This window comes from Brevibacterium salitolerans, assembly GCF_039531405.1.
Classification (GTDB): domain Bacteria; phylum Actinomycetota; class Actinomycetes; order Actinomycetales; family Brevibacteriaceae; genus Brevibacterium; species Brevibacterium salitolerans.
Window position 1 is genome coordinate 79556 of sequence record NZ_BAAAPZ010000017.1, and the last position, 20497, is coordinate 100052.

The window sequence follows — 20497 nt, forward strand, 5'->3', positions numbered from 1 at the left end:
GCTGGTGGTGGGCCTGTCGGCGGTTCGCGCCGCATCCTATCGAGGTCCGGCTACGATTGTCTGCATGCACGCACCTGCCCCTCGCTCCGCACCGCTGTCACGGACGGAGCCCCGCGGAGGTGCCGCGCCTGCGGGTCCTCCGCGGAGGACGGTCCTCGCCGCGGCTCTCGCAGGCACCGGACTGCTCGTCGCCGCGACCTCCGGGTGCGGCCTGCGCCTGGACCGGGATCCGGAGATGCCCGCACTCGGTCCCGCGGACGTCCTCCGCGACGCCGTCGCACGGATCCTCGCCGCGGCAGGTGCCGGGGACGGCACGGATCCGGCCGGGGACGCGTCGTCGCCCGCGGCCGCCCTGCGCGTCTTCGCCGCCGCGGTGGGGCCTCCCTGGAACCCCCCGGAGGGCCTGCGCAGTCCGGTGCCGGCCCCCAATCCCGACCCCGCTCCGCTGAAGCCCGCCGCGGCGCTCGAGGCGCTCATCACCCGCATCGCTAGCGACGCACCGGAGCTGCCCTTCGTCTCCCTCGCCGCGGAGGGGGCGGACCCGGAGGAGGAGCCCTCCGCAGAGCACGCGGACACCTTCGCCGTGCTCGCGGACGTGTCCGCCGGCGCCCTGCTGCGCCTGTACCGCGCGGACGCGGACGCCGCCCGTGCGGCCGCGGACCGCATCCGCGACTCCGCCGAGGCCGCGCTCGCCTCCCTCCCGCGCCCGGCGGACGGCGTGGGGGCCGAGGCCTCAGGCTCCGAGCAGGCAGAGACGGACCTCGCGGCCGCGGGGCTGGCCTCACTCGTCACCGCGGCATACCAGGCGGAGTACGCCTACGAACGCGCAGCCGTGCACCTGCGCGAGGACTCCCCGGCGGCTGCGGGGGCGCGGGAGCGCATCACCGCTCTCGCCGCCGTCGCCGCCCAGGCGTCCGCCCTCATGGCACCTGCCGCACCGCCGGCGGACAGCCCCGCATGGGAGCTGCGCACGCCGCCGCGGGACCACGCCTCGGCGCTCACCGTGCTGCTGGAGGCCGAGGACGGCCTGGCCGCCGCACTCCATGCCGCCCGCGCCCAGACCCCGCCGCCCGTGCTGCTCGACTGGCTCACGGACAGCACCCTCGCGCGGGCGGCCGCGGGCGGCGGGCAGGATCTGCGCTGGGACGGCACGGCCGCATCGGCCACGGCCGGGGAGGCGCGCGGATGAAGGTTCCCAGCGTCCTCTACGAGACCGCCAGCGAGATCATCGGCACCCATCATGCGCACGCGTGGACCCGCGCCCTCGACTTCATGCTCATCGAGCTCCAGGAGCGGTGGTCGCTGACGCCGGACCCCCAGCCCGGCAGCCCCTGGGCGGGGTGCGAATCGCTCGTCCTGCCCGTGCGCACCGCGGACAGGCAGCCCGCGATCATCCGCTTCGCGGCGCCCAACACCGACAATCCCGGCGTCCATGCCCAGATCCTCGAGGCCCTGCGGCGGTGGAACGGCCACGGTGCGGTCAAGGTGATGGCCGAGGACTCCAGCTTCCGGGCCACCCTGCAGGAGCGCCTCCGCACGGACATGAATCTGTCCTCACTGCCGCTGGAGGAGGTGCCCCCGGTGTGGGGCCAGCTCGCACGGGCCCTGCGGGTGCCCGGGATCGACGGCCTCGTCCGCGTCCAGGACATCGCCGCGAGCTGGCTGGACCGCTTCCCGGCGGACACCGAGCTGCTGCGCGACTTCCCGGACTTCACCCCCGCGGACTGGGCCGTGGTCAACGGTGCCCGGATGTGGATCGAGCGGCTGGCCTCGCACGAGGACTCGTGGCTCCTGCACGCGGATCTGCACTACTACAACATCCTCGCGGGCTTCCCGGAGTCCGGCGGCCCCGCGACGTGGAAGGCGATCGACCCGCAGCCCCTCAACGGCCCCGCGGAGTACATGGTCGCCCCGCTGCTGTGGAACCGGCTCTCGGAGATCCCGGAGGGGCACCCGCAGGCGCAGGCGGCCTGGCTGCACTCCTTCGCCGCCGAGGTGTGCCGGCAGGCGGGCGTGGACGTGGCCCTCGGCGTGGGGGCGGCCGTCGCCCGCGAGGTCGAGAACCTCTTCTGGTACCTCCGCACGGCGCGCTCCGGCAGCCAGAAGGCCTACGGCGACGCCCTGCGCTCGCTGTGGGTCGCGCGTGCGCTCTCGCAGGTAAGCGTGCGGGGAGTGGGCGCCCATCAGCTCAAGCCGCTGGGCTGAGGGCCTGCCCGGGCCCCGGGCCGGTTCAGAGCACCGCGGAGAGCATGTCCCATCCCATCGTGAGCACGAGCAGACCCGCGACCACGATGAAGACGATGCGGACGAATCCGCTGCCCAGCCGGATGGCGGTGCGCGCGCCCAGCCAGCCCCCCGTGATGTTGCCGACCGCCACGGCCAGCCCGAGGGGCCAGATGACGTGCCCGGCGGGGACGAAGAACAGGAGCGCGCCCAGGTTGGTGGCCCAGTTGACGATCTTGCCCGAGGCCGAGGCCTGGAGGAAGCTGAAGCCGAGCAGTGCCACGAGCCCGATCACGAGGAACGAACCGGTCCCCGGCCCCAGCACGCCGTCGTAGACCCCCACGACGAAGCCCAGGCCCCAGGCCGTGGCGTGGTGGCGGACGGAGTCCGGCGGGAAGCGGAGCATCGCCTCTGCGCCCAGCGACGGCTTCAGCAGGGTGAACAGCGCCACGCCCACGATCACCACGAGGATGAGCGGACGGAACAGGGCCTCCGGCACCACAGTGGCGAGCATCGCCCCGAGCACCGCGCCCACGAGGGCGAGCGCCGCCGCCGGCAGCGCCGCGGACTTGTCCGGCTTCACTTTGCGCAGATACGTGACCGCGGAGACCGTGGTGCCGGCGATCGATCCCACCTTGTTGGTCGCCAGCGCCTGCACCGGGGTGATGCCCGGGACCAGCATGAGGACCGGCAGCTGGATGATTCCGCCGCCGCCCACCACTGCATCCAGCCAGCCGGCGAGCATGCCCGCCGCCAGCAGGAGCAGGAGGAGGCCCGCGGTGACCTCAACCGGCCCGGCGGCGGCGAGGATCACAGGCTGCGGAAGTCCGCGCGGGTGCTTCCCGCCGCCGCGTAGCCGGCGTCCACGCGCTCGATGACGGCGGCGACGGCGTCATCGACCGGCAGATCCGTGCTGGTGCCTGCTCGGCGATCACGCAGCTCCACCGTGCCGTCTGCCAGTCCGCGGCCCACGACCAGCACCGTGGGGATGCCGAGCAGCTCCGCGTCGCCGAACTTCACGCCCGGGCTCGTCTTCCTCCGGTCATCGACGAGCACGCGGATGCCCGCCGCCTCGAGCTCCGCGGTCAGCGTCTCCGCCTTCTCGAAGACGGTCGCGTCCTTGCCCGTCGCGACGATGTGCACGTCCGCCGGGGCCAGCGGCTGCGGCCAGATGAGGCCCCTGTCGTCGTGGTGCTCCTCCGCGATGCAGGCCATCACCCGGGTCACGCCCACACCGTAGGACCCCATCGTCACGGTCCGCGCCTTGCCGTTCTCGTCCAGCACGGTGAGCCCGAGGGCCTCCGCGTAGCGGGTGCCGAGCTTGAAGACCTGGCCGATCTCCACGCCGCGCGCCAGCTCGAGCTCGCCCGAGCCGTCCGGGGCCGGATCGCCGGGACGCACCTCGGCCGCCTCGATGGTGCCGTCGGCGGTGAAGTCGCGGCCGTAGACGAGGTCGTACACATGACGGCCGTGCTCGTTCGCCCCCGTCACCCAGCGCGTTCCCTCGACGACGCGCGGGTCCACGAGGTAGCGCAGGCCGGTGGAGGACTCCAGGCCCAGCAGCGGTTCGGAGAGGGAGAGGCCGGGCCCGATGTAGCCCTTGACGAGCTGCGGCAGGCCGGCGAGATCCGCCTCGGTCGCGGGCTCCACCTCGATCTCGCCCTCGCCGAGGACTCCCGTGCCCTCCGCACGGCCCAGGTCCACCTCGCGGTCACCGGGCAGGCCGATGACCACGATCTCGCGCTCACCGGTGGCATGGGTGACCGCGACGACGACGTTCTTTAGGGTGTCCGCCGCCGTCCACTCGCGGTCCGCGCGCGGGTGCAGCGCATTGGAGGCGGCGACGAGCGTCTCGATGGTGGGGGTGTCCGGGGTGTCCTCGACGTGCGCGGCGGGCACGTCCGAGGCGTCCACCGGATCCGGCACCACCGTGGTGACTGCCTCGACGTTGGCCGCATAGCCGCCGGCGGTGCGGACGTAGGTGTCCTCGCCGACCTCCGAGGGGTACAGGAACTCCTCCGTGCCGGAGCCTCCCATGGCGCCCGGCGTCGCCTCGACGATGACGTAGGGCAGACGGAGGCGGTCGTAGATGCGGACGTAGGCGTCGCGCATCTTCCGGTAGGACTCGTCCAGGCCCTCGTCCGTGAGATCGAAGGAGTAGGCGTCCTTCATGATGAACTCGCGCCCGCGCAGCAGACCGGCCCGGGGGCGGGCCTCGTCCCGGTACTTGGTCTGGATCTGGTAGATGGAGAGCGGCAGCTCCTTGTAGGAGGAGTAGAGGTCCTTCACCAGCAGGGTGAAGACCTCCTCGTGCGTGGGCGCCAGCAGGTAGTCCGCGTCCTTGCGGTCCTGCAGACGGAAGATCCCCTCGCCGTAGGCCTCCCAGCGCCCCGACTTCTGGTACGGCTCCGCGGGGAGCAGGCTGGGGAAGTGCACCTCCTGGCTGCCGGCGCGCTCCATCTCCTGCCGCACCACCGTCTCGATGCGGCCCAGGACCTTGAGACCCAGCGGCAGCCACGTGAAGATGCCCGGTGCGGAACGGCGGATGTAGCCGGCGCGGTGCAGCAGCCTGTGGCTCGCGACCTCCGCGTCGACCGGGTCTTCCTTGAGCGTTCGCACGAACAGCGTGGACATGCGCAGGGGCACGGAGGACTCCTCTTCGACACAGTCTGATGGGATGCGGGCTCCACGCGCCGGCACGGGGTGCGGGCGCGCGCGAATCCGCTGAAACCCTATCACCGCCGCGTCCCCACCCTGTCTGCGATGTGGACCCGGAGTGCAGGGTGTGAGCCCGGTCGTCAGCATGCTCCACCCTGTCTGCGATGTGGACCGGCAGAGCACGGTGCGAGCCCGGTCGTCAGCATGAGGAGAACTGCGAACACCGACCGGAGGAGTGCACGTGTCCCTCGACCCTCAGCAGGACGACGCCCCGCAGGCGGGCTTCCTTCCCCTCGACGGCGTCCGGGTCCTCGAGCTGGGCAACTACATCGCCGCGCCCACCGCCGGACGCATGCTCGCGGACTTCGGCGCAGAGGTGATCAAGGTCGAGCGGCCGCGCACCGGCGACGAGCTGCGGAACTGGAAGCTGCACACCGGCACCACCTCGCTGCTCTTCCGCACGATCAACCGCAACAAGCGCTCCGTGGTCCTGGACCTGCGCTCCGAGGCGGGGCGCGAGGCCGTGCTCGCCCTGGTCCGCGATTCGGACGTCCTCCTCGAGAACTTCCGTCCGGGCACCCTGGAGAGGTGGGGCCTGGGTCCCGAGGTGCTCGAGGAGGCGAACCCGGAGCTCGTCCTCGTGCGGGTCTCCGCCTTCGGTCAGACCGGCCCGCTCGCGGAGCGCCCGGGATTCGCCGCCGTCGCCGAGGCCCACTCCGGCTTCCGCGACCTCGTGGGTGATCCGGACCGGCCGCCGGTGCGGGTGGGCGTGAGCATCGGCGATTCGATCGCGGGGATGCAGGCCGCGTTCGGCGCGTGCATGATGCTGTTCGAACGGGAGCGCAGGCGGTCTGCAGGGGCCGCAGGAACCCCGGGATCCGGCGCACGGACGGAAAGCACGGCCTCGGGCGCAGGCTCCTCCCCCACCCTCGCACAGCGCACGGTGGACGTCGCCCTGCACGAGGCGATGTTCTCCGTGCTGGAGTCGCTGGTCCCGGACTACTCCGCCACGGGCACGCTGCGGCGGCGCACGGGCGGCCGGATGGAGGGCATCGCCCCCACCAACGCCTACCTCTGCGCCGGCGGGCGCTCCGTCGTCATCGCCGGCAACGGCGACGGGATCTTCTCCCGCTACATGCGGGTGATCGGCCGCCCGGACCTGGCGGAGCGGGAGGACCTGCAGACCAATGCCGGCAGGTGGGCGGCGCGGGACGAGCTCGACGAGGCCATCGGGGCCTGGACGACCCCGCGCAGCGTCGAGGAGGTGCTGGAGGCACTGGAGGCCGCGGATGTGCCCGCCGGTCCGATCCACACGGCCGCGGACCTCGTGCGGGACCCGCAGCTGCTCGCCCGCGACATGATCCAGACCCGGGACGTGGCGGTCGTCGACCACGCAGGTGAGGACGGGGACGCCGTGCTGCGCGACATCGCCTTCCCCGGCATCACTCCGGTGCTCGGCGGCACGAGCCTGCCCATCCGCACACTCGGCCCGGACCTGGGCGCGGACACCGCGGACGTGCTCGCTCGCGCAGGCCTCGACGAGGAGACCGTCCGACGCATCGAGGAGGAGACCCGATGACCACCGCATCCGCAGCCCCTGTCGCATCCGCCCGCCCCGTCCCGGCGCTCCGGGACGTCACCCTGCGCGACGGCCTGCAGCTCACCGGCGGGCTGCTGGCCACGGAGACCAAGCTGGAGGTGATCCGCGAGCTGCTCGCCGCCGGCGTCCCCCAGCTGGAGATCGGCTCGATGGCCCGCCCGGACCTCGTCCCGCCGCTGGCGAACACGCTCGAGGTCGTCGCGGAGCTCACACCGGAGGAGCTGGACCGCTCCTGGGTCTGGGTCGCCACCCCGCGCAACGTGGAGCGCGCCGTGGCGGCGGGCGTGACGCGCATGCAGTACTGCCTGTCCGTCTCGGATGCGCACAACCGGGCGAACGTGGGCCGGTCCGCGGAGGAGTCGATGGCAGCGCTCCCCCGCGCCCTCGACATCGCCGCCGAGGCCGGGGCCGAGCTCCAGCTCTGCCTCGCCACGGCCTTCACCTGCCCCTTCGACGGTCCCGTGGACCCAGAGCGCACGCTCGGCCTCGTTAAGGACCCGCGTGCGCAGCGGTGCACCGAGGTCGTCGTGGCTGACACCCTCGGCCAGGCGGATCCCGCGCAGGTCGGCTCCCTCGTGGCCGCCGCCGATGCCGCGGCACCCGGGCACGGCATCGTCTTCCACGGACACGACACGTGGGGGATGGGAGCCGCGAACGCACTGGCCGCCGCCCGGGCCGGTGCCGTCGCCGTCGACGGCGCGCTGGGCGGACTGGGCGGCTGCCCGTTCGCGCCCGGAGCCTCCGGCAACACCTCCAGCGAGGACATCCTCTTCGCGCTCAAGCCCGAGTGGCTCACACCGGAGAGGTTCGCGCGGATCGTGCGGCTGGGCGAACGGATCACGGAGGAGCTGGGAGAGCGGAGCACCTCCAAGGCCGCCCAGGGAGCGCGCTCCAGGGCCGAGGCATTCGGCTGGGTGATCCGCTGAGGCAGGTAGCACGGACCGGATAGTCTGACCGGGACCAGGTCATGTGCCGGGGCCGCAGCGGAGCGACCCCGCATCAGGAGCGAGGAGGCCCCTGTGCCCGCAGCCACCGTCGCCGTCGTCCAGACCGGCCCCGTCCCCTTCGATTCCCACGCCACGGCCCGGAAGGTCGCAGGGCTCATCGCCGCCGCCGCGGAGCGCGGCGCGGAGCTCGCGGTGTTCCCGGAGGCCACACTCGGCACCTACCCCAAGGGCCTCGCCTTCGGCGCACCGCTGGGCCGCCGCACGGAGGCCGGCCGGGACGAGTACGCGCAGTACCACCGGGCCTCCGTCACCCTCGCGGGCGAGGAGATCGCCGTCGTCGCGGAGGCCGCCGCCGCGCACGGGGTCTTCGTGGTCATCGGCATCATCGAGCGGGTGGGGGCGACGCTGTACTGCACCTCCGCCCACATCAGCCCCGAGGACGGTGTGGTGGGCCACCACCGCAAGCTCATGCCCACCGGTGCGGAGCGACTGGTCTGGGGCTTCGGGGACGGGAGCACGCTGCCGGTGCACGAGACCGGGTTCGGCCGGCTGGGCTCGGTCATCTGCTGGGAGAACTACATGCCGCTCCTGCGCCAGGCGATGTATGCCAAGGGCGTGGAGATCTGGTGCGCGCCGACCGTGGACGACAGGGACAGCTGGCAGTCGACGATGCAGCACATCGCCCTCGAGGGCCGCTGCTTCGTCCTCGGCTCCTGCCAGGCCGTGCGGGCAGACGCCTTCGGGGAGGACTACGCCTCCGCCCTGGAGCCGGACGAGGCCGGGTATCTCATCCGCGGCGGCAGCGTCATCGTCTCTCCCGGCGGCGAGGTGCTCGCAGGACCGGTCTACGACCGCGAGGCGATCCTCGTCGCGGAGATCGATGTGTCCGAGCGCGCCCGCTACACCTACGACTTCGATCCCACCGGCCACTACTCCCGGCCCGACGTCTTCAGCCTCACGGTGGACGAACGTCCCAAGCCGAGCGTGCGCTTCGAGAGCTGAGAGCGGAGAGGGGGCCGGACGCGCACTGCGCGTCCGGCCCCCTCTCCCCTCTGCCGGCTGGGTGAGGCGAGTGGGATCAGCGGCTGACCTTGCCGAACATGTTGGCGAGCGGTGTGAGGAACACGGGACGCGCCAGGAACCAGCCCGCGACCATCACCACGATGGAGACCGCGAACATGATGAAGCCCAGCAGCTGGTTGTCGTCCGAGGCCGCATACATGTGCTGGAGGTTGCCGCCCAGGCCGTGCCCGGCCACCACGGAGCCCACGAACACCAGGGTGACGTGCACCGCGATGAAGGCGAGGAAGAAGACCATGGTCGGGAAGTGGATGGCGCGCGCCACCGGGGCGGGGTAGAACTTGTTGATCTTCGCGTCCTCCGGCCAGATGTTGGACATGCGCAGACCGGTGAGGAGGGACAGGGGCGCGGCGACGAACACGACGAGGAAGTACGAGAGGACCTGGAGGCCGTTGTAGTTGGTCCACCCCATCTCCGCGGGCCAGTTCATCGAGGCGTACTGCAGGGCGGAGGACACCGCATGGGGGAAGATGTCCCAGTCCGCCGGGACGATCCGGCGCCACTGCCCGGTGGAGAAGAGCAGGATGTAGAAGACGATGCCGTTGAGGACCCAGAGCGCGTCGAAGACGAAGTGGATCCACAGGTTCATCGAGATCTTCTTGGGCGCGCCCTTGGTCTTGATGAGGCCCTTGTTGTTGCGGGTCCAGTGGCCCTGGGGACGCTGCGTGGTCCGCACCAGGATGCCGGTGCGGATGATGAGAAGCATGAAGAAGGCGTTGAGGAAGTGCTGCCAGCCCAGCCATGCCGGGAGGCCGGTCTCGACGGCGTTCGCCTCCGACTGGCCGGGATACTTCCGGATGAAGGCCTCGACCGGCTCGAGCGTCCGCAGCCAGATCGCGACCCCCACAAGGATCGCGAGCACGACGATCGCCCCGCCGGCGATCAGCGCGGGCTTGACGAAGGGCTGGAAATCGAAGCCACCCGACTTCTTCTTGTTCTTGGAGGACGTGTTCACGCGCGCCTTCCCTCTCATTGGGCGACCGGAGCGCACTCCGGCACCTGGACATGACTGATGTGCGTTTCCTCAGAGTGTAGCGCCTGGCCTCGAACGAGCGTTAAGTCATGCTCTCCGCCCGGCACACCCTGCCACACCCATCCAAGAATTGTATATTATATTGCGCCTGAGTGCTCCAGCCGTGGCTTCACCCAGCCCGCGCTCCGGCACTCCGATAGCATCGGCGCATGCCGGAGCCAGACTTCTCCCCCGATTCCACGATGCGCACGGATGTATGGCTGTGGGCCGTACGCATGTTCCGCACGCGCTCGGCCGCGACGGCCGCGTGCAAGGGCGGTCACGCCCACATCGAGGGGCAGCGGGTCAAGCCGGCGCAGAAGATCACGATCGGCCAGACCATCCGCGTCCGCACGCCCGGAGGCGAGAGGATCCTGCGGGTGCGGGCCATGCTGCCCACGCGCGCCGCCGCGCCCATCGCACAGCAGTGCTACGAGGACCTGACCCCTCCGCCCGATCCCGCACTGCGCGCACCGGTGCCGCGCCGGGACAAGGGCGCAGGCCGTCCCACCAAGAAGGACCGCCGCGAGATGGACCGCCTCCGCGGCCGCGACTCGCACTGACCTCCTCGCGCATGCGGATCCGAGGAAGCACCGGGCCCGAGGCGGCCCGCCCGGCAGGGCTGCCGTCGCCTCAGGCAGGAGGCAGGTCTCCCGGGAGCATGCCGTACACCACCGTGTCGGTCCATTCGCCCTTGCTCCACCAGTCCTGCCGCAGGTGGGCCTCCCGCCGCATCCCCACGCGCTCGGCGAGCCGCGCCGAGGCGGTGTTCCGTGCGTCCATCTGCGCGGCCACACGGTGCAGGTCCAGTTCCCCGAAGGCGAGCCGCAGGACCGCCGAGACGGCCTCGGCGGCGTATCCGTGACCGCTGTGGGCCGGGTCGAGCACCCACCCGATCTCCGCGATCCGGCGCCGCCTGTCCGTGAGCCACAGCGCGAGATCGCCCACCGGCTCACCGGCATGCTCGATGACCAGTGCGAACCCGCCGCTCGCGGTGTGCAGTCCGGTCCGCGTGAGCCGGTCCCGCACCCGCACCCCGGCCTCCTCCCGCGTCCAGGGATCCTCGAGGAGGAAGCGCGCGGTCTCCGCACCGGAGTAGACCCGGTGCAGCCAGTCCTCGTCACCGGGCACGTGGAGGCGCAGGGAGAGCCGCTCCGTGCGCAGAGGCAGCTCCGGCAGGGAGTAGACGGGGAGCACGAGGCCGACGAGCTCCGCGGTCTCCCCGGCCGGGGTGACGCCCGTCTCCGTGCCCGTCTCCTCGAAACCCGCGGACGCGAGGGCGCGGCGCGAGGCCGCATTCGCCGGTGCCGTCCGCGCACGGAGCTCGTGCAGACCGCTCTGCGCGGCGAACCGGGCGGCGAGGGCGAGCGCGGCCCCCGTGAGTCCCCTGCCCCTGTGGGCGGGGTGCAGCCAGAAGCCCACCTCGGCGCTCTGCCCCTGCACGTCGAAGACGACGATGCTGCCGGCGAAGGCGTCCGTGGCCGGATCCGCGATGGCCAGCACCGCGAGGTCTCCCCGGGCGAGGCCGTCCGCGGCGGCTCCGACGATCATCTCCCGAGCGGAGGCCTCGGTGTACTCGGGCTCCGGCAGGTGCGCGAACTCCCGCACCGCTCCGTCCGCAGCACCTTCCGCGAAGGCCGCGGCATCCTCGACACGGAGCGGACGGATGCGCACACGCGGATCCTCCATGGGCAGCGAACCGGCATCCAGCATGCTCCCACGCTAACAGCGACGGGGACACGGGGGTGCACCACGGCAGACGAATCCTCAGCCCGTTGACTTCCGCGCCCACCCTCTCTACCTTTGGTAAGGCATACCTCACTCACTGGCCCGCCGCCCGCAACTCACCACGAGCGCCACCGCCGGCGGCGGACGGACGAGACCCTCCCGCACCGAACGGAGCACATGTCATGCCCGGCATCACTGTCAGCCATGCGGATTCAGGCCTCATGCACACGCGTGTCGCACGCACCCGGAGGGTGACGCCGCACATGACCCGAGTGACCTTCGCCGGCGGCGATCTGCACCGGTTCGGGTACCAGGGCTTCGACCATTGGTTCCGTCTCGCGATCCCCGTCCGCGCGGAGGATCGGCTCGACGCGCTCCCGCAGCGGTTCGGGTTCGGCGGACTGCTGCGGTATGCCGCGCTGCCCCGGGGGACCCGCCCCGTGATCCGCAACTACACCGTCCGCGGATACGACGGCGAGACCGGCGAGCTGGACGTGGACTTCCTCATCCACGGCACCGAGGGGATCGCAGGTCCGTGGGCCGCCTCGGTCGAGCCCGGCGCACAGGTCGCGCTCATCGACCAGGGCTGCGGCTGGAGGCAGGTGCCCGCTGAGCAGCATCTCCTCGTGGCGGACGAGAGCGGGATGCCCGCCGTCCTGGGCGTCCTCCGCGACATGCCCCGCGATGCGCACGGGCATGCGCTCATCGAGCTCTTCGACCCTGCAGACGCACAGGAGGTCGAGGCGCCCCCGGGCATGACCGTCCACTGGCTGATCCGCGGCCCCGGTGACGCTCCCGGCACCCGCGCGCTCCCCGTGCTGCGGGAACTGCCGCTGTCGCCGAGCATCTGCGCGTTCGCAGTGGGCGAGTCCGCTCTCGCCACAGGCACCCGCCGCCATCTCGTGGGTGAGCGCGAGGTCCCCCGCGCGAACGTGACCTTCTGCGGCTACTGGCGCCTGGGCAGATCCGCGCCCGGCTGAGGACCGGGGCCTCCGACGCAGCCCGCTCGCGGGAGGAAGCCGGGGCGCCGCAGCTCAGTACATGACGGTGGCGAAGGTGCCGCGCTGCACGTAACCGGCCTTCTCGTAGACGCGCAGGGCCGGAGCGTTGAACGCGTTGGCGTACAGGCTCACCACGGGCGCCACATGGGTGAGGACATGCGAGGAGACCGCCACCATCGCGGAGCTGGCAATGCCCCTCCCCCGGAAGTCCGGGTGCGTCCAGACCCCCTGGATCTGCACCGCGTACGGCGAGCTCACGCCCAGATCCGCTTTGAACACCACCTGTTCGCGCAGTCCGGCCGCGGGCCAGTCCCGCAGCTGCCCGCCGTCCGGGCCCGTGCCGGAGGTGAGGATGAGGGTGGAGCGGTTGTCGATGAGCCCGCGCACCCGTGCCAGGTACCCGCTGGAGCCCTGCTCCACCGGTGAGAAGCCCACCTCCTCCGTGAACATCTCCACCGCCGCCGCGAAGACGGCTTCGAGGTCTGCGAGGTGTGCCGTCCGCACCTCCGGGTGCGGGGGCACCTGCGGCCGGCCCTCGCACACCAGCAGCGGCTGCTCCGGGCGCACGCCCCGCGGCGTCCCCCAGCGCAGACGCGCGGCCAGGTCCATGACCCACCCGGCCTCCCCGATGAGGGAGGAGTTCCAGCGGCCCCGGGCATTCAGCATCTCCGCCACGACGGCGTTGGTCGCAGGCGTTGCGCCCATCGCCACGATCGTCCCGCCCACCCAGTACGCGGCCACCGGCCTGCGGCCGTCGAACACGCCGTAGAGGGTGCCGGCGTGCGTCTGGATGTCGGCGCTGCCGTGGTTGCGCAGCAGCGTGATGAGGAAGGCGTGGTGGGCGGGCGCACGCAGCAGCGACTGTGACAGCCACTCGGTGTGGCCCCGGCGCAGGGGCGCGAGTCTCACATCACCTCAGCTGACGACGACCTCGGCCTCGCCGGAGGGGAGGCCGTCCTCGTCCGCGATCCGCATGGCCTCCTCGATGAGCGTCTCCACGATGCGCGCCTCCGGCACCGTCTTGATGACCTCGCCCTTGACGAAGATCTGCCCCTTGCCGTTGCCGCTGGCCACGCCCAGGTCGGCCTCGCGCGCCTCGCCCGGCCCGTTGACCACGCAGCCCATGACGGCCACCCGGAGCGGCACCTCGAGCCCTTCGAGGCCCGAGGTCACCTTCTCCGCGAGCGTGTACACGTCCACCTGCGCACGCCCGCAGGACGGGCAGGAGACGATCTCCAGCTTGCGCGGGCGGAGGTTGAGTGACTCGAGGATCTGGCTGCCCACCTTCACCTCCTCCACGGGAGGCGCGGAGAGCGAGACGCGGATGGTGTCGCCGATCCCCTCGCTCAGCAGCGCGCCGAAGGCGGTGGCGGACTTGATGGTGCCCTGGAAGGCGGGACCGGCCTCCGTCACACCCAGGTGCAGCGGCCAGTCCCCCTTCTCCGCGAGGAGCTCGTAGGCACGGACCATGACGACCGGATCGTGGTGCTTGACGGAGATCTTGAAGTCGTAGAAGCCGTGCTCCTCGAAGAGGGACGCCTCCCACATCGCGGATTCCGCGAGCGCCTCCGGGGTGGCCTTGCCGTACTTCTCCAGCAGGCGCTTGTCGAGGGAACCGGCGTTCACGCCGATCCGGAGAGAGACGCCGGCGGCCTCCGCCTCCTTGGCGATCTGCCCCACCTGGTCGTCGAACTTCCGGATGTTGCCCGGGTTCACGCGCACGGCGGCACAGCCGGCCTCGATCGCGGCGTAGACGTACTTGGGCTGGAAGTGGATGTCCGCGATGACGGGGATCTGCGCCTTCTGCGCGATCGCCGGCAGCGCCGCGGCGTCGTCCGCGGAGGGACACGCGACGCGCACGATGTCGCAGCCCGCCGCCGTGAGTTCGGCGATCTGCTGGAGCGTGCCGTTGATGTCCGTCGTCTTCGTCGTCGTCATGGACTGGACGGACACGGGATGGTCCGATCCCACGCCCACGCGGCCCACACGGATCTGCCGGGTCCTGCGCCTGGGGGCGAGGACCGGCGGCGGCGCGGCGGGCATGCCCAGGTTCACGGCTGTCACTGATCGGTTTCCCTTCGACGCCTGGATGAGCGGTGAGGCACCGGCACAGGGACCGGCACCGTGGTCCATGCTACTCCGGCGGGCCTGTGAGCACTCCCGAGGAGCCTGCAGGCCGCGCTCAGCCCGCGCCCGCCGGCCCGCCGGCCCGTGGAACCGCGGACGCCGCGGGCGGCTGCGCCGTCAGCCGAAGAGCCGGATCGGCTTGACGATGTCCACGTAGAGCAGCAGCACCGTCATGCACAGGAACGCCCCGACCACCACATAGGTGAGCGGCAGGAGCTTCGCGGTGTCGAAGGGCCCGGTGGGCCCGCGTCCGCGCCTGCGGTTGATCCGCCGCCGTGCGCCCTCGTAGAGCGCGACCGCGATGTGTCCGCCGTCCAGGGGCAGCAGCGGCACCATGTTGAAGGCGAAGAGGAACAGGTTGAGCGAGGCCAGGAGGCCCAGCCCCGACTGCACCTTGTCGACCACCTCCACGTCGATGACGGTGCCCGAGGCGGTCTCGACCGACTCCGTGGAGACGATCTCGCCGGCGATCCGGCCCACGCCCACGAGGCCCACCGGGCTGTCGTCCGCGCGCGCCTTGTCCGTGAAGGCCACCTCGGCCAGCTCCGTGAGCTTGGCCGGCAGCGTGAGCAGCGCATGGAAGGTCATGCCGACGGCGTCCCAGGTCCGCTGGGCGAACTGCGCCGGGTTCTGCCGCTGGTACTCCTGGGTGGGGCCGATCCCCAGGAAGCCGGCCGGCTCTGTGCGCGGGTTCCCGTCCGCGGCCAGGACGGGCTCGCCGTCCTCGTCCTGCACCGGGCGCTCCGTGAGCATGATGGGCACGTCCAGGCTCAGGGTCTCACCGCCCCGGTCCAGCACCACCGGGACCGTGGACCCGGCACGCTGCCGGATGGTGTCCGAGAGCGTGTCCCAGTCGTCCGCCGGCACCCCGTCGACGGAGACCACCCGGTCGCCCGGCTGGATGCCGAGCTCCCAGGCGGGGGTGAGCGGGTCCTCGGGCGCGCACGTGTTCCGCTCCGCCTCCGGACGCTCCTGCGCGACCGAGGCCGGCACGGCGCACTCGACCACCGTCTGCACCGTGGTGCTGGGCACGGGTGCGCCGATCCCCATGAGGCTGATCGCGAAGAGGAGGATGCCGAGGACCAGGTTCACGCACGGGCCGCCGAACATCACCACGAGGCGCTTGGGCACGCTCAGCGCATAGAAGCTGCGGCCCTCCTCCCCGGGCGCCAGCTCCTCATTGGCGAACTCGCGCGCGTCCTCGAGGGTGTGCGCGAACAGCCGGGGCCTGCGCGGAGGCCGGTCCAGCGCCTCGGCCGGCGGATACATGCCGGGCATGGAGATGAACCCGCCCAGCGGCAGCGCCTTGATCCCGTACTCGGTCTCGCCCCGCACCCGGGAGAAGAGAGTGGGGCCGAACCCCACCATGTACTTCGTCACCTTCACGCCGAACCGCTTGGCCGGGACGAGGTGGCCCAGCTCGTGCAGTGCGATGGAGACGGAGATGCCGGCCAGGAAGAGGACGATGCCGAGGACGTAGAGCAGGGCGGTCATGCGGGAGCGCTCCCGGCCGGTGCGGCGGGCTGCCCGGTCGCGGAGGTCTGCTCTGTCGCGGAGACCTGTGCATCCACCCAGGCGGCGGCGAAGTCCCGCGCCCAGGCGTCAGCGGCGAGGACGGCGTCACGGGTGAGGCGAGCCTGCTCCGGACGGTGCGCCTCCAGCGCGGCGGCGATCCCGTCCGCGATCCCGGTGAAGGCGATCCTGCGGTCGTGGAAGGCATCCACGAGGACCTCGTTGGCGGCGTTGAAGACCGCCGGGTGCGTCCCGCCCTCACGTCCGGCCTCGATCGCGAGGCCCAGCGCGGGGAACGCCTCGTGATCGACCGGCTCGAAGGTCCACTGTGCGGCCCGCGTCCAGTCATTGGCCGCCGCGCCGGAGGCGATCCGCTCCGGGCCGGCGGTGTCATCCCGGCCGGCAGCGCTGTCCCGACGATCCGCGTGCTCCCCGCCGGCGGCGCGGTCCGGATGCACGGCTCCCAGGGCGTAGGCGATGGGCAGGCGCATGTCCGGCGGCGAGACCTGGGCCAGGGTGGAGCCGTCGGTGAACTGCACCATCGAGTGCACCTGGCTCTGCGGGTGGACGACGACCTCGATGTCCTCCATCGGCACCCCGAACAGCAGATGGGCCTCGATCACCTCGAGGCCCTTGTTCACGAGGCTCGCGGAGTTGGTGGTGATGACGCGGCCCATGTCCCAGGTGGGGTGGGCGAGCGCCTGCTCCGGGGTGACGGCCTCCAGCTGGGCGCGGCTGAAGCCCCGGAAGGGCCCGCCCGAGGCCGTGATCACGAGCTTGGCGACCTCGGCCCGCCGGCCCGCCCGTAGCGCCTGCCAGATCGCGGAGTGCTCGCTGTCCACGGGGAGGAGCCGGGCACCGGTGGCGGCAGCGGCATCCAGCACCACCTGCCCGCCGACGATGAGTGACTCCTTGTTCGCGAGCGCCACGTCCGTGCCGACGGTCAGCGCCGCCAGCGTGGCGTCGAGTCCGGCCGCTCCCGTGACCGCGTTGAGCACCGCGTCCGCGGGCCGGGCGGCGATCCGGGCCGCGGCGTCCTCGCCGAGCTCGATGTCCTCGACGAGGTCCGGCAGCCCTTGCCTGCGCGCCTCCTCGGCGAGCGCGGAGCGGACGGCGGCCATCGCCTCGGCGGTGGTGTCCGCCTGCGGCGGGACCGCGAGCCCCACGGCGCGCGCCCCCAGCTCCACGGCCTGGGCCGCGAGCTCCCGGAGATTCGCGCCCCCGGCGAGACCCTCGATCCGGAAGCGTCCTCTGTGGAGCCGCACCACATCGCGGGCCTGGGTGCCCACCGACCCTGTGGCTCCGATTACACTGATCACTCGTACAGTCACAGTGCACGATCATGTCATCCCATCCTTGGGAAACCGTGATGGGAGGCGGTGCCGTGACACCGGCTGCGCGGGGCGTGCCCGCCGCAGCCTCGCACGCAGATGAAGCAGCGGCGCCGGCGCGCCGCGGAGGGAGAGCGCAGTGACGCAGAGCAAGGGCCGGACACTCGCACCGGACGAGATCCTCGCAGTCGACCAGATCTTCGACCAGGACGATCTCGACTGGGCCGGCGTGGTCCGCGGCTGGCTGGACGAGAACGTCCGCGAGCAGATCGGCGACTGGTACCTCGAGGGGACGATCCCCGCGCGCGAGCTCGCAGAGGGTCTGGGCGAGCTGGGCGTGCTCGGCATGCACCTCGACGGCTACGGCTGCGCGGGCTCCACCGCCACCCAGTACGGACTGGCCTGCCGCGAGCTCGAGGCCGTCGACTCCGGCCTGCGCTCACTGGTGAGCGTGCAGGGCTCGCTCGCGATGTTCTCGATCCACCACTGGGGCTCCGAGGAGCAGAAGGAGGAGTGGCTGCCGCGCATGGCCGCGGGCAGGGCGATCGGCTGCTTCGGCCTCACCGAGCCGGACGTGGGCTCCGACCCCGCCGGCATGAAGACCCGGGCGACCCGCGACGGCTCCGACTGGATCCTCAACGGCGCCAAGATGTGGATCACCAACTCCCCGGTCTCCGACGTCATGGTCGTCTGGGCCAAGACGGACGAGGTGAATGAGAAGACCGGCGAGAAGGGTCTCGTGCGCGGCTTCGTCGTCCCCACCGACACCCCCGGGGTCGAGGTGCCCGAGGTCAAGCGCAAGATCTCCCTGCGCGCCTCCATCACCGGTGAGATCGTGCTCGACAACGTGCGCCTGCCGGAATCCGCGATGCTGCCCAAGGCCTCCGGTCTCAAGGGCCCGCTCTCCGCGCTCTCCGAGGCCCGGTTCGGGATCGTGTTCGGCGTGACCGGTGCGGCGCGCGACGCGCTGGAGGAGGCGCTGCGATACACGGACACGCGCATCCAGTTCGACCGTCCGCTGTCCTCCTTCCAGATCTCGCAGCAGAAGCTCGCGAAGGCATTCGGCCAGTACTCCTCCATCACCCTCACCGCCGCCCACATCGGCCGGCTCAAGGACTCCTCCGCAGGCGTCCGTCCGGAGCAGATCTCCCTCGGCAAGATGGTGAACGTGGACACCGCCATGAACGTGTGCCGCGATCTGCGCGCCCTGTTCGGCGGTTCCGGCATCACGAGCGAGTACTCGCCGCTGCGCCACGCGGTCAACCTCGAGACCGTCCTCACCTACGAGGGCACCCACGAGGTCCACCAGCTCACGCTGGGTCGTGCCATGACCGGCATCAACGCCTTCGCGAACTGAGCCGAGGCCGGCAGGGGTAGGCGCTCACTCCGGCTGCCGGGCGCAGGCCCGGGAGCCGGGGTGAGCGCGGGCCGGAGGCTTCCGGCGCGCCGTCCGTGAGTCCGCGCGCTCCGGGCCCCGCCGCTGCGGTTGCGGACCTCCGGCGGACACTGTGTCGTCCTGTGTCATTCCCCCGCCTCCCGCTCCCCGCGGTGCCCTAGTCTCCCTCCGTACGGAACGCCGCGCCACAGCCCACCCCGAAGAGGACCACGGACGCACATGACCCCCTGGAAGACCGAGCTCACCCCCCTCTCGTTCCTCTCCCGCTCCGCGGAGGTCTTCCCGGAGAAGGAGGCCCTGGTCTACGGCGACCGGAGCTGGACGTACGCACAGCTCCTCGCCGCCGCGGAGGAGCGCGCCCATGCGCTGCGTGCCGCAGGGATCCGGCCCGGCGACCGGGTGGCCTACATGCTGCCCAATGTTCCGGAGATGCTCATCAGCATGTACGCGGTGCCGCTCGCCGGTGCGGTGCTGGTGCCGGTGAACACGCGCCTGGCCCCGGAGGAGGTCCGCTACATCTGCGACCACGCCCAGGTCTCCCTCCTGGTCGTGGACACCGTGCACTGGCCGGCGCTCACCGCCGTGGCACCGGAGCTGGAGACCGTGCGGACCATCGTCCTCGCGGAGGACCCCCTCCACGCGGACCAGCCGGTGGGACGCGCCCACCCCGCAGGCACCCATGTGGTGACGCTCGAGGAGCTGCTCGAAGGGGCCTCGGCGGACGATTCCGCACTCGTCTGGGCGGTCGACGACGAGGATGCGACTCTGTCGATCAACTACACCTCCGGAACCACCGGCCGGCCCAAGGGCGTCGAATACTCGCACCGGGGCGCCTACCTCAACTCCTTCTCGGAGATCGTCCACTCGGGCTTCGGCACGGACACCGCCTACCTGTGGACCCTGCCCATGTTCCACTGCAGCGGCTGGTGCACCGGCTGGGCGGTCGCCGCGGCGGGCGGGGTGCAGGTCTGCCTGCGCGAGGTGCGGGGCCCGGTCATCTGGGACCTCATCGACCGCCACGGCATCACCCACCTCAACGGCGCGCCCACCGTCGTCACGACGATCATGAACGCTCAGGAGGCCCACACCCTCGACCACAGCCTGGTCGTCACGACGGCGGCTGCGCCGCCCAGCCCGGCCATGCTCAAACGCATGAACGCGATGGGCTTCCGGATCGTCCACGTCTACGGCCTCACGGAGACCTACGGTCCGTACACCGTGGGCCAGTGGCAGGAGGAGTGGGCGCAGCTGGACGACGACGCCCGCGCGGCGAAGCAGGCGCGGCAGGGGGTGGGCATGGTCACTGCCGAGCGCGTGCGCGTGGTGCGCACCGACACGGACGGCGAGGAGCTCATCGACGTGCCGGCGGACGCGAGCACGATGGGCGAGGTGGTGATGCGCGGGAACAACGTGATGAAAGGCTACCACCGGGATCCCGAGGCCACCGCCAAGGCCTTCGCCGGCGGCTGGTTCCACTCCGGCGACCTCGCGGTCATGCACCCGGACGGGTACATCGAGCTCCGGGACCGGGCCAAGGACGTGGTGGTCTCCGGCGGCGAGAACATCTCGACCATCGAGGTGGAGCAGGCGATCTCCGCGCATCCGGACGTCCTCGACGTCGCGGTGGTGGGCGTCCCGGACGCGCACTGGGGCGAACGTCCCAAGGCGTTCGTGGTCGTGGCCGACGGGGCGGAGATCACCTCCGAGGACATCCTCGAGTTCCTCCGCGAGCGGCTCGCCCGCTACAAGAACCCGCGCGACGTGGAGTTCGTCCCGGTGCTGCCCAAGACCTCGACCGGCAAGATCCAGAAGCACGGCCTGCGGGAGAAGGAGTGGTCCGGGCACGCCGCCCGCATCCAGGGGTGAGTGCGGGGAGGGCCGT

The 20497-nt window shown here is 71.7% G+C and carries 17 protein-coding genes; 9 read left to right on the top strand and 8 right to left on the bottom strand.

Features of this window, described 5'->3' with window-relative positions; all coding sequences use genetic code 11:
- The first annotated feature begins 64 nt into the window (after positions 1-64).
- On the top strand, positions 65-1189 hold the full coding sequence (locus ABD240_RS13575; protein ID WP_344337793.1) for a hypothetical protein: 1125 nt from the start codon (positions 65-67) through the stop codon (positions 1187-1189).
- Positions 1186-2205: an aminoglycoside phosphotransferase family protein gene (locus ABD240_RS13580; RefSeq protein ID WP_291792413.1), complete on the top strand. Its 1020-nt coding sequence runs from the start codon at positions 1186-1188 to the stop codon at positions 2203-2205. The genes ABD240_RS13575 and ABD240_RS13580 overlap by 4 nt, the downstream gene beginning before the upstream one ends.
- A 25-nt stretch (positions 2206-2230) precedes the next feature.
- Here the strand turns inward: ABD240_RS13580 and ABD240_RS13585 are convergent, their stop codons facing one another.
- Together ABD240_RS13585 and ABD240_RS13590 are read right to left on the bottom strand one after the other, a co-directional pair.
- On the bottom strand, positions 2231-3034 hold the full coding sequence (locus tag ABD240_RS13585; RefSeq protein WP_425547040.1) for a sulfite exporter TauE/SafE family protein: 804 nt from the start codon (positions 3032-3034) through the stop codon (positions 2231-2233).
- Positions 3034-4869 carry a proline--tRNA ligase gene (locus ABD240_RS13590; protein ID WP_344337798.1) on the bottom strand — a complete coding sequence of 612 codons (1836 nt, stop codon included), beginning with the start codon at positions 4867-4869 and terminating at the stop codon, positions 3034-3036. Before ABD240_RS13590 ends, ABD240_RS13585 begins: the two co-directional genes overlap by 1 nt.
- A 253-nt stretch (positions 4870-5122) precedes the next feature.
- Here ABD240_RS13590 and ABD240_RS13595 point away from each other — a divergent pair, with 253 nt between their 5' ends.
- The 3 genes from ABD240_RS13595 to ABD240_RS13605 all read left to right on the top strand — a co-directional run bounded on the left by ABD240_RS13595 (position 5123) and on the right by ABD240_RS13605 (position 8430).
- A complete protein-coding gene (locus tag ABD240_RS13595) occupies positions 5123-6460 on the top strand; it encodes a CaiB/BaiF CoA transferase family protein (protein WP_344337800.1) in 1338 nt (445 codons plus the stop codon).
- Positions 6457-7407, top strand: coding sequence for a beta/alpha barrel domain-containing protein (locus ABD240_RS13600; RefSeq protein WP_291795727.1), 951 nt, complete (start codon positions 6457-6459; stop codon positions 7405-7407). The genes ABD240_RS13595 and ABD240_RS13600 overlap by 4 nt, the downstream gene beginning before the upstream one ends.
- Before the next feature lie 93 nt (positions 7408-7500).
- A complete protein-coding gene (locus ABD240_RS13605; RefSeq protein ID WP_344337802.1) occupies positions 7501-8430 on the top strand; it encodes a carbon-nitrogen hydrolase family protein in 930 nt (309 codons plus the stop codon).
- 76 nt (positions 8431-8506) lie between these two features.
- Here the strand turns inward: ABD240_RS13605 and ABD240_RS13610 are convergent, their stop codons facing one another.
- The gene (locus tag ABD240_RS13610) at positions 8507-9463 is read right to left on the bottom strand and encodes a cytochrome b/b6 domain-containing protein (RefSeq protein ID WP_291794389.1); all 957 of its coding nucleotides are present in this window, start codon (positions 9461-9463) and stop codon (positions 8507-8509) included.
- Positions 9464-9690: 227 nt separating this feature from the next.
- On the opposite strand from ABD240_RS13610, the gene ABD240_RS13615 reads away from it, so the two are divergent.
- Positions 9691-10083 carry an RNA-binding S4 domain-containing protein gene (locus ABD240_RS13615; protein ID WP_291794391.1) on the top strand — a complete coding sequence of 131 codons (393 nt, stop codon included), beginning with the start codon at positions 9691-9693 and terminating at the stop codon, positions 10081-10083.
- Positions 10084-10153: 70 nt separating this feature from the next.
- Here the strand turns inward: ABD240_RS13615 and ABD240_RS13620 are convergent, their stop codons facing one another.
- Positions 10154-11233, bottom strand: coding sequence for a GNAT family N-acetyltransferase (locus ABD240_RS13620; protein ID WP_344337805.1), 1080 nt, complete (start codon positions 11231-11233; stop codon positions 10154-10156).
- Positions 11234-11469: 236 nt separating this feature from the next.
- On the opposite strand from ABD240_RS13620, the gene ABD240_RS13625 reads away from it, so the two are divergent.
- A complete protein-coding gene (locus ABD240_RS13625) occupies positions 11470-12228 on the top strand; it encodes a siderophore-interacting protein (protein ID WP_344338139.1) in 759 nt (252 codons plus the stop codon).
- 54 nt (positions 12229-12282) lie between these two features.
- Here ABD240_RS13625 and ABD240_RS13630 read toward each other — a convergent pair whose 3' ends face one another.
- From ABD240_RS13630 to ABD240_RS13645, 4 genes are all read right to left on the bottom strand, one after another.
- On the bottom strand, positions 12283-13158 hold the full coding sequence (locus tag ABD240_RS13630) for a GNAT family N-acetyltransferase (RefSeq protein ID WP_291794395.1): 876 nt from the start codon (positions 13156-13158) through the stop codon (positions 12283-12285).
- 6 nt (positions 13159-13164) lie between these two features.
- A complete protein-coding gene (ispG, locus tag ABD240_RS13635) occupies positions 13165-14313 on the bottom strand; it encodes a flavodoxin-dependent (E)-4-hydroxy-3-methylbut-2-enyl-diphosphate synthase (protein WP_291794397.1) in 1149 nt (382 codons plus the stop codon).
- Between the two features lie 180 nt (positions 14314-14493).
- Positions 14494-15870, bottom strand: a complete 1377-nt coding sequence (locus ABD240_RS13640) for a M50 family metallopeptidase (protein ID WP_344337808.1) — start codon at positions 15868-15870, stop codon at positions 14494-14496.
- Positions 15867-17207, bottom strand: coding sequence for a 1-deoxy-D-xylulose-5-phosphate reductoisomerase (locus ABD240_RS13645; RefSeq protein WP_344337810.1), 1341 nt, complete (start codon positions 17205-17207; stop codon positions 15867-15869). Before ABD240_RS13645 ends, ABD240_RS13640 begins: the two co-directional genes overlap by 4 nt.
- Before the next feature lie 151 nt (positions 17208-17358).
- Between ABD240_RS13645 and ABD240_RS13650 the strand changes: the two genes are divergently transcribed.
- Both ABD240_RS13650 and ABD240_RS13655 read left to right on the top strand, forming a co-directional pair.
- On the top strand, positions 17359-18576 hold the full coding sequence (locus tag ABD240_RS13650; protein WP_344337812.1) for an acyl-CoA dehydrogenase family protein: 1218 nt from the start codon (positions 17359-17361) through the stop codon (positions 18574-18576).
- Positions 18577-18834: 258 nt separating this feature from the next.
- Entirely contained in the window at positions 18835-20481 is a 1647-nt protein-coding gene (locus ABD240_RS13655) for a long-chain-fatty-acid--CoA ligase (protein ID WP_344337814.1), read from the top strand.
- The last annotated feature ends 16 nt before the right edge of the window (positions 20482-20497 follow it).

What these genes read in the sequence shown, in the direction of transcription:
- ABD240_RS13655 (WP_344337814.1), top strand. Translation starts at nt 18,835, where the DNA reads ATGACCCCCTGGAAGACCGAGCTCACCCCCCTCTCGTTCCTCTCCCGC.
- ABD240_RS13625 (WP_344338139.1), top strand. Translation starts at nt 11,470, where the DNA reads ATGCACACGCGTGTCGCACGCACCCGGAGGGTGACGCCGCACATGACC.
- ABD240_RS13620 (WP_344337805.1), bottom strand. Translation starts at nt 11,233, where the DNA reads ATGCTGGATGCCGGTTCGCTGCCCATGGAGGATCCGCGTGTGCGCATC.
- ABD240_RS13600 (WP_291795727.1), top strand. Translation starts at nt 6,457, where the DNA reads ATGACCACCGCATCCGCAGCCCCTGTCGCATCCGCCCGCCCCGTCCCG.
- ABD240_RS13640 (WP_344337808.1), bottom strand. Translation starts at nt 15,870, where the DNA reads ATGACCGCCCTGCTCTACGTCCTCGGCATCGTCCTCTTCCTGGCCGGC.
- ABD240_RS13580 (WP_291792413.1), top strand. Translation starts at nt 1,186, where the DNA reads ATGAAGGTTCCCAGCGTCCTCTACGAGACCGCCAGCGAGATCATCGGC.
- ABD240_RS13575 (WP_344337793.1), top strand. Translation starts at nt 65, where the DNA reads ATGCACGCACCTGCCCCTCGCTCCGCACCGCTGTCACGGACGGAGCCC.
- ABD240_RS13615 (WP_291794391.1), top strand. Translation starts at nt 9,691, where the DNA reads ATGCCGGAGCCAGACTTCTCCCCCGATTCCACGATGCGCACGGATGTA.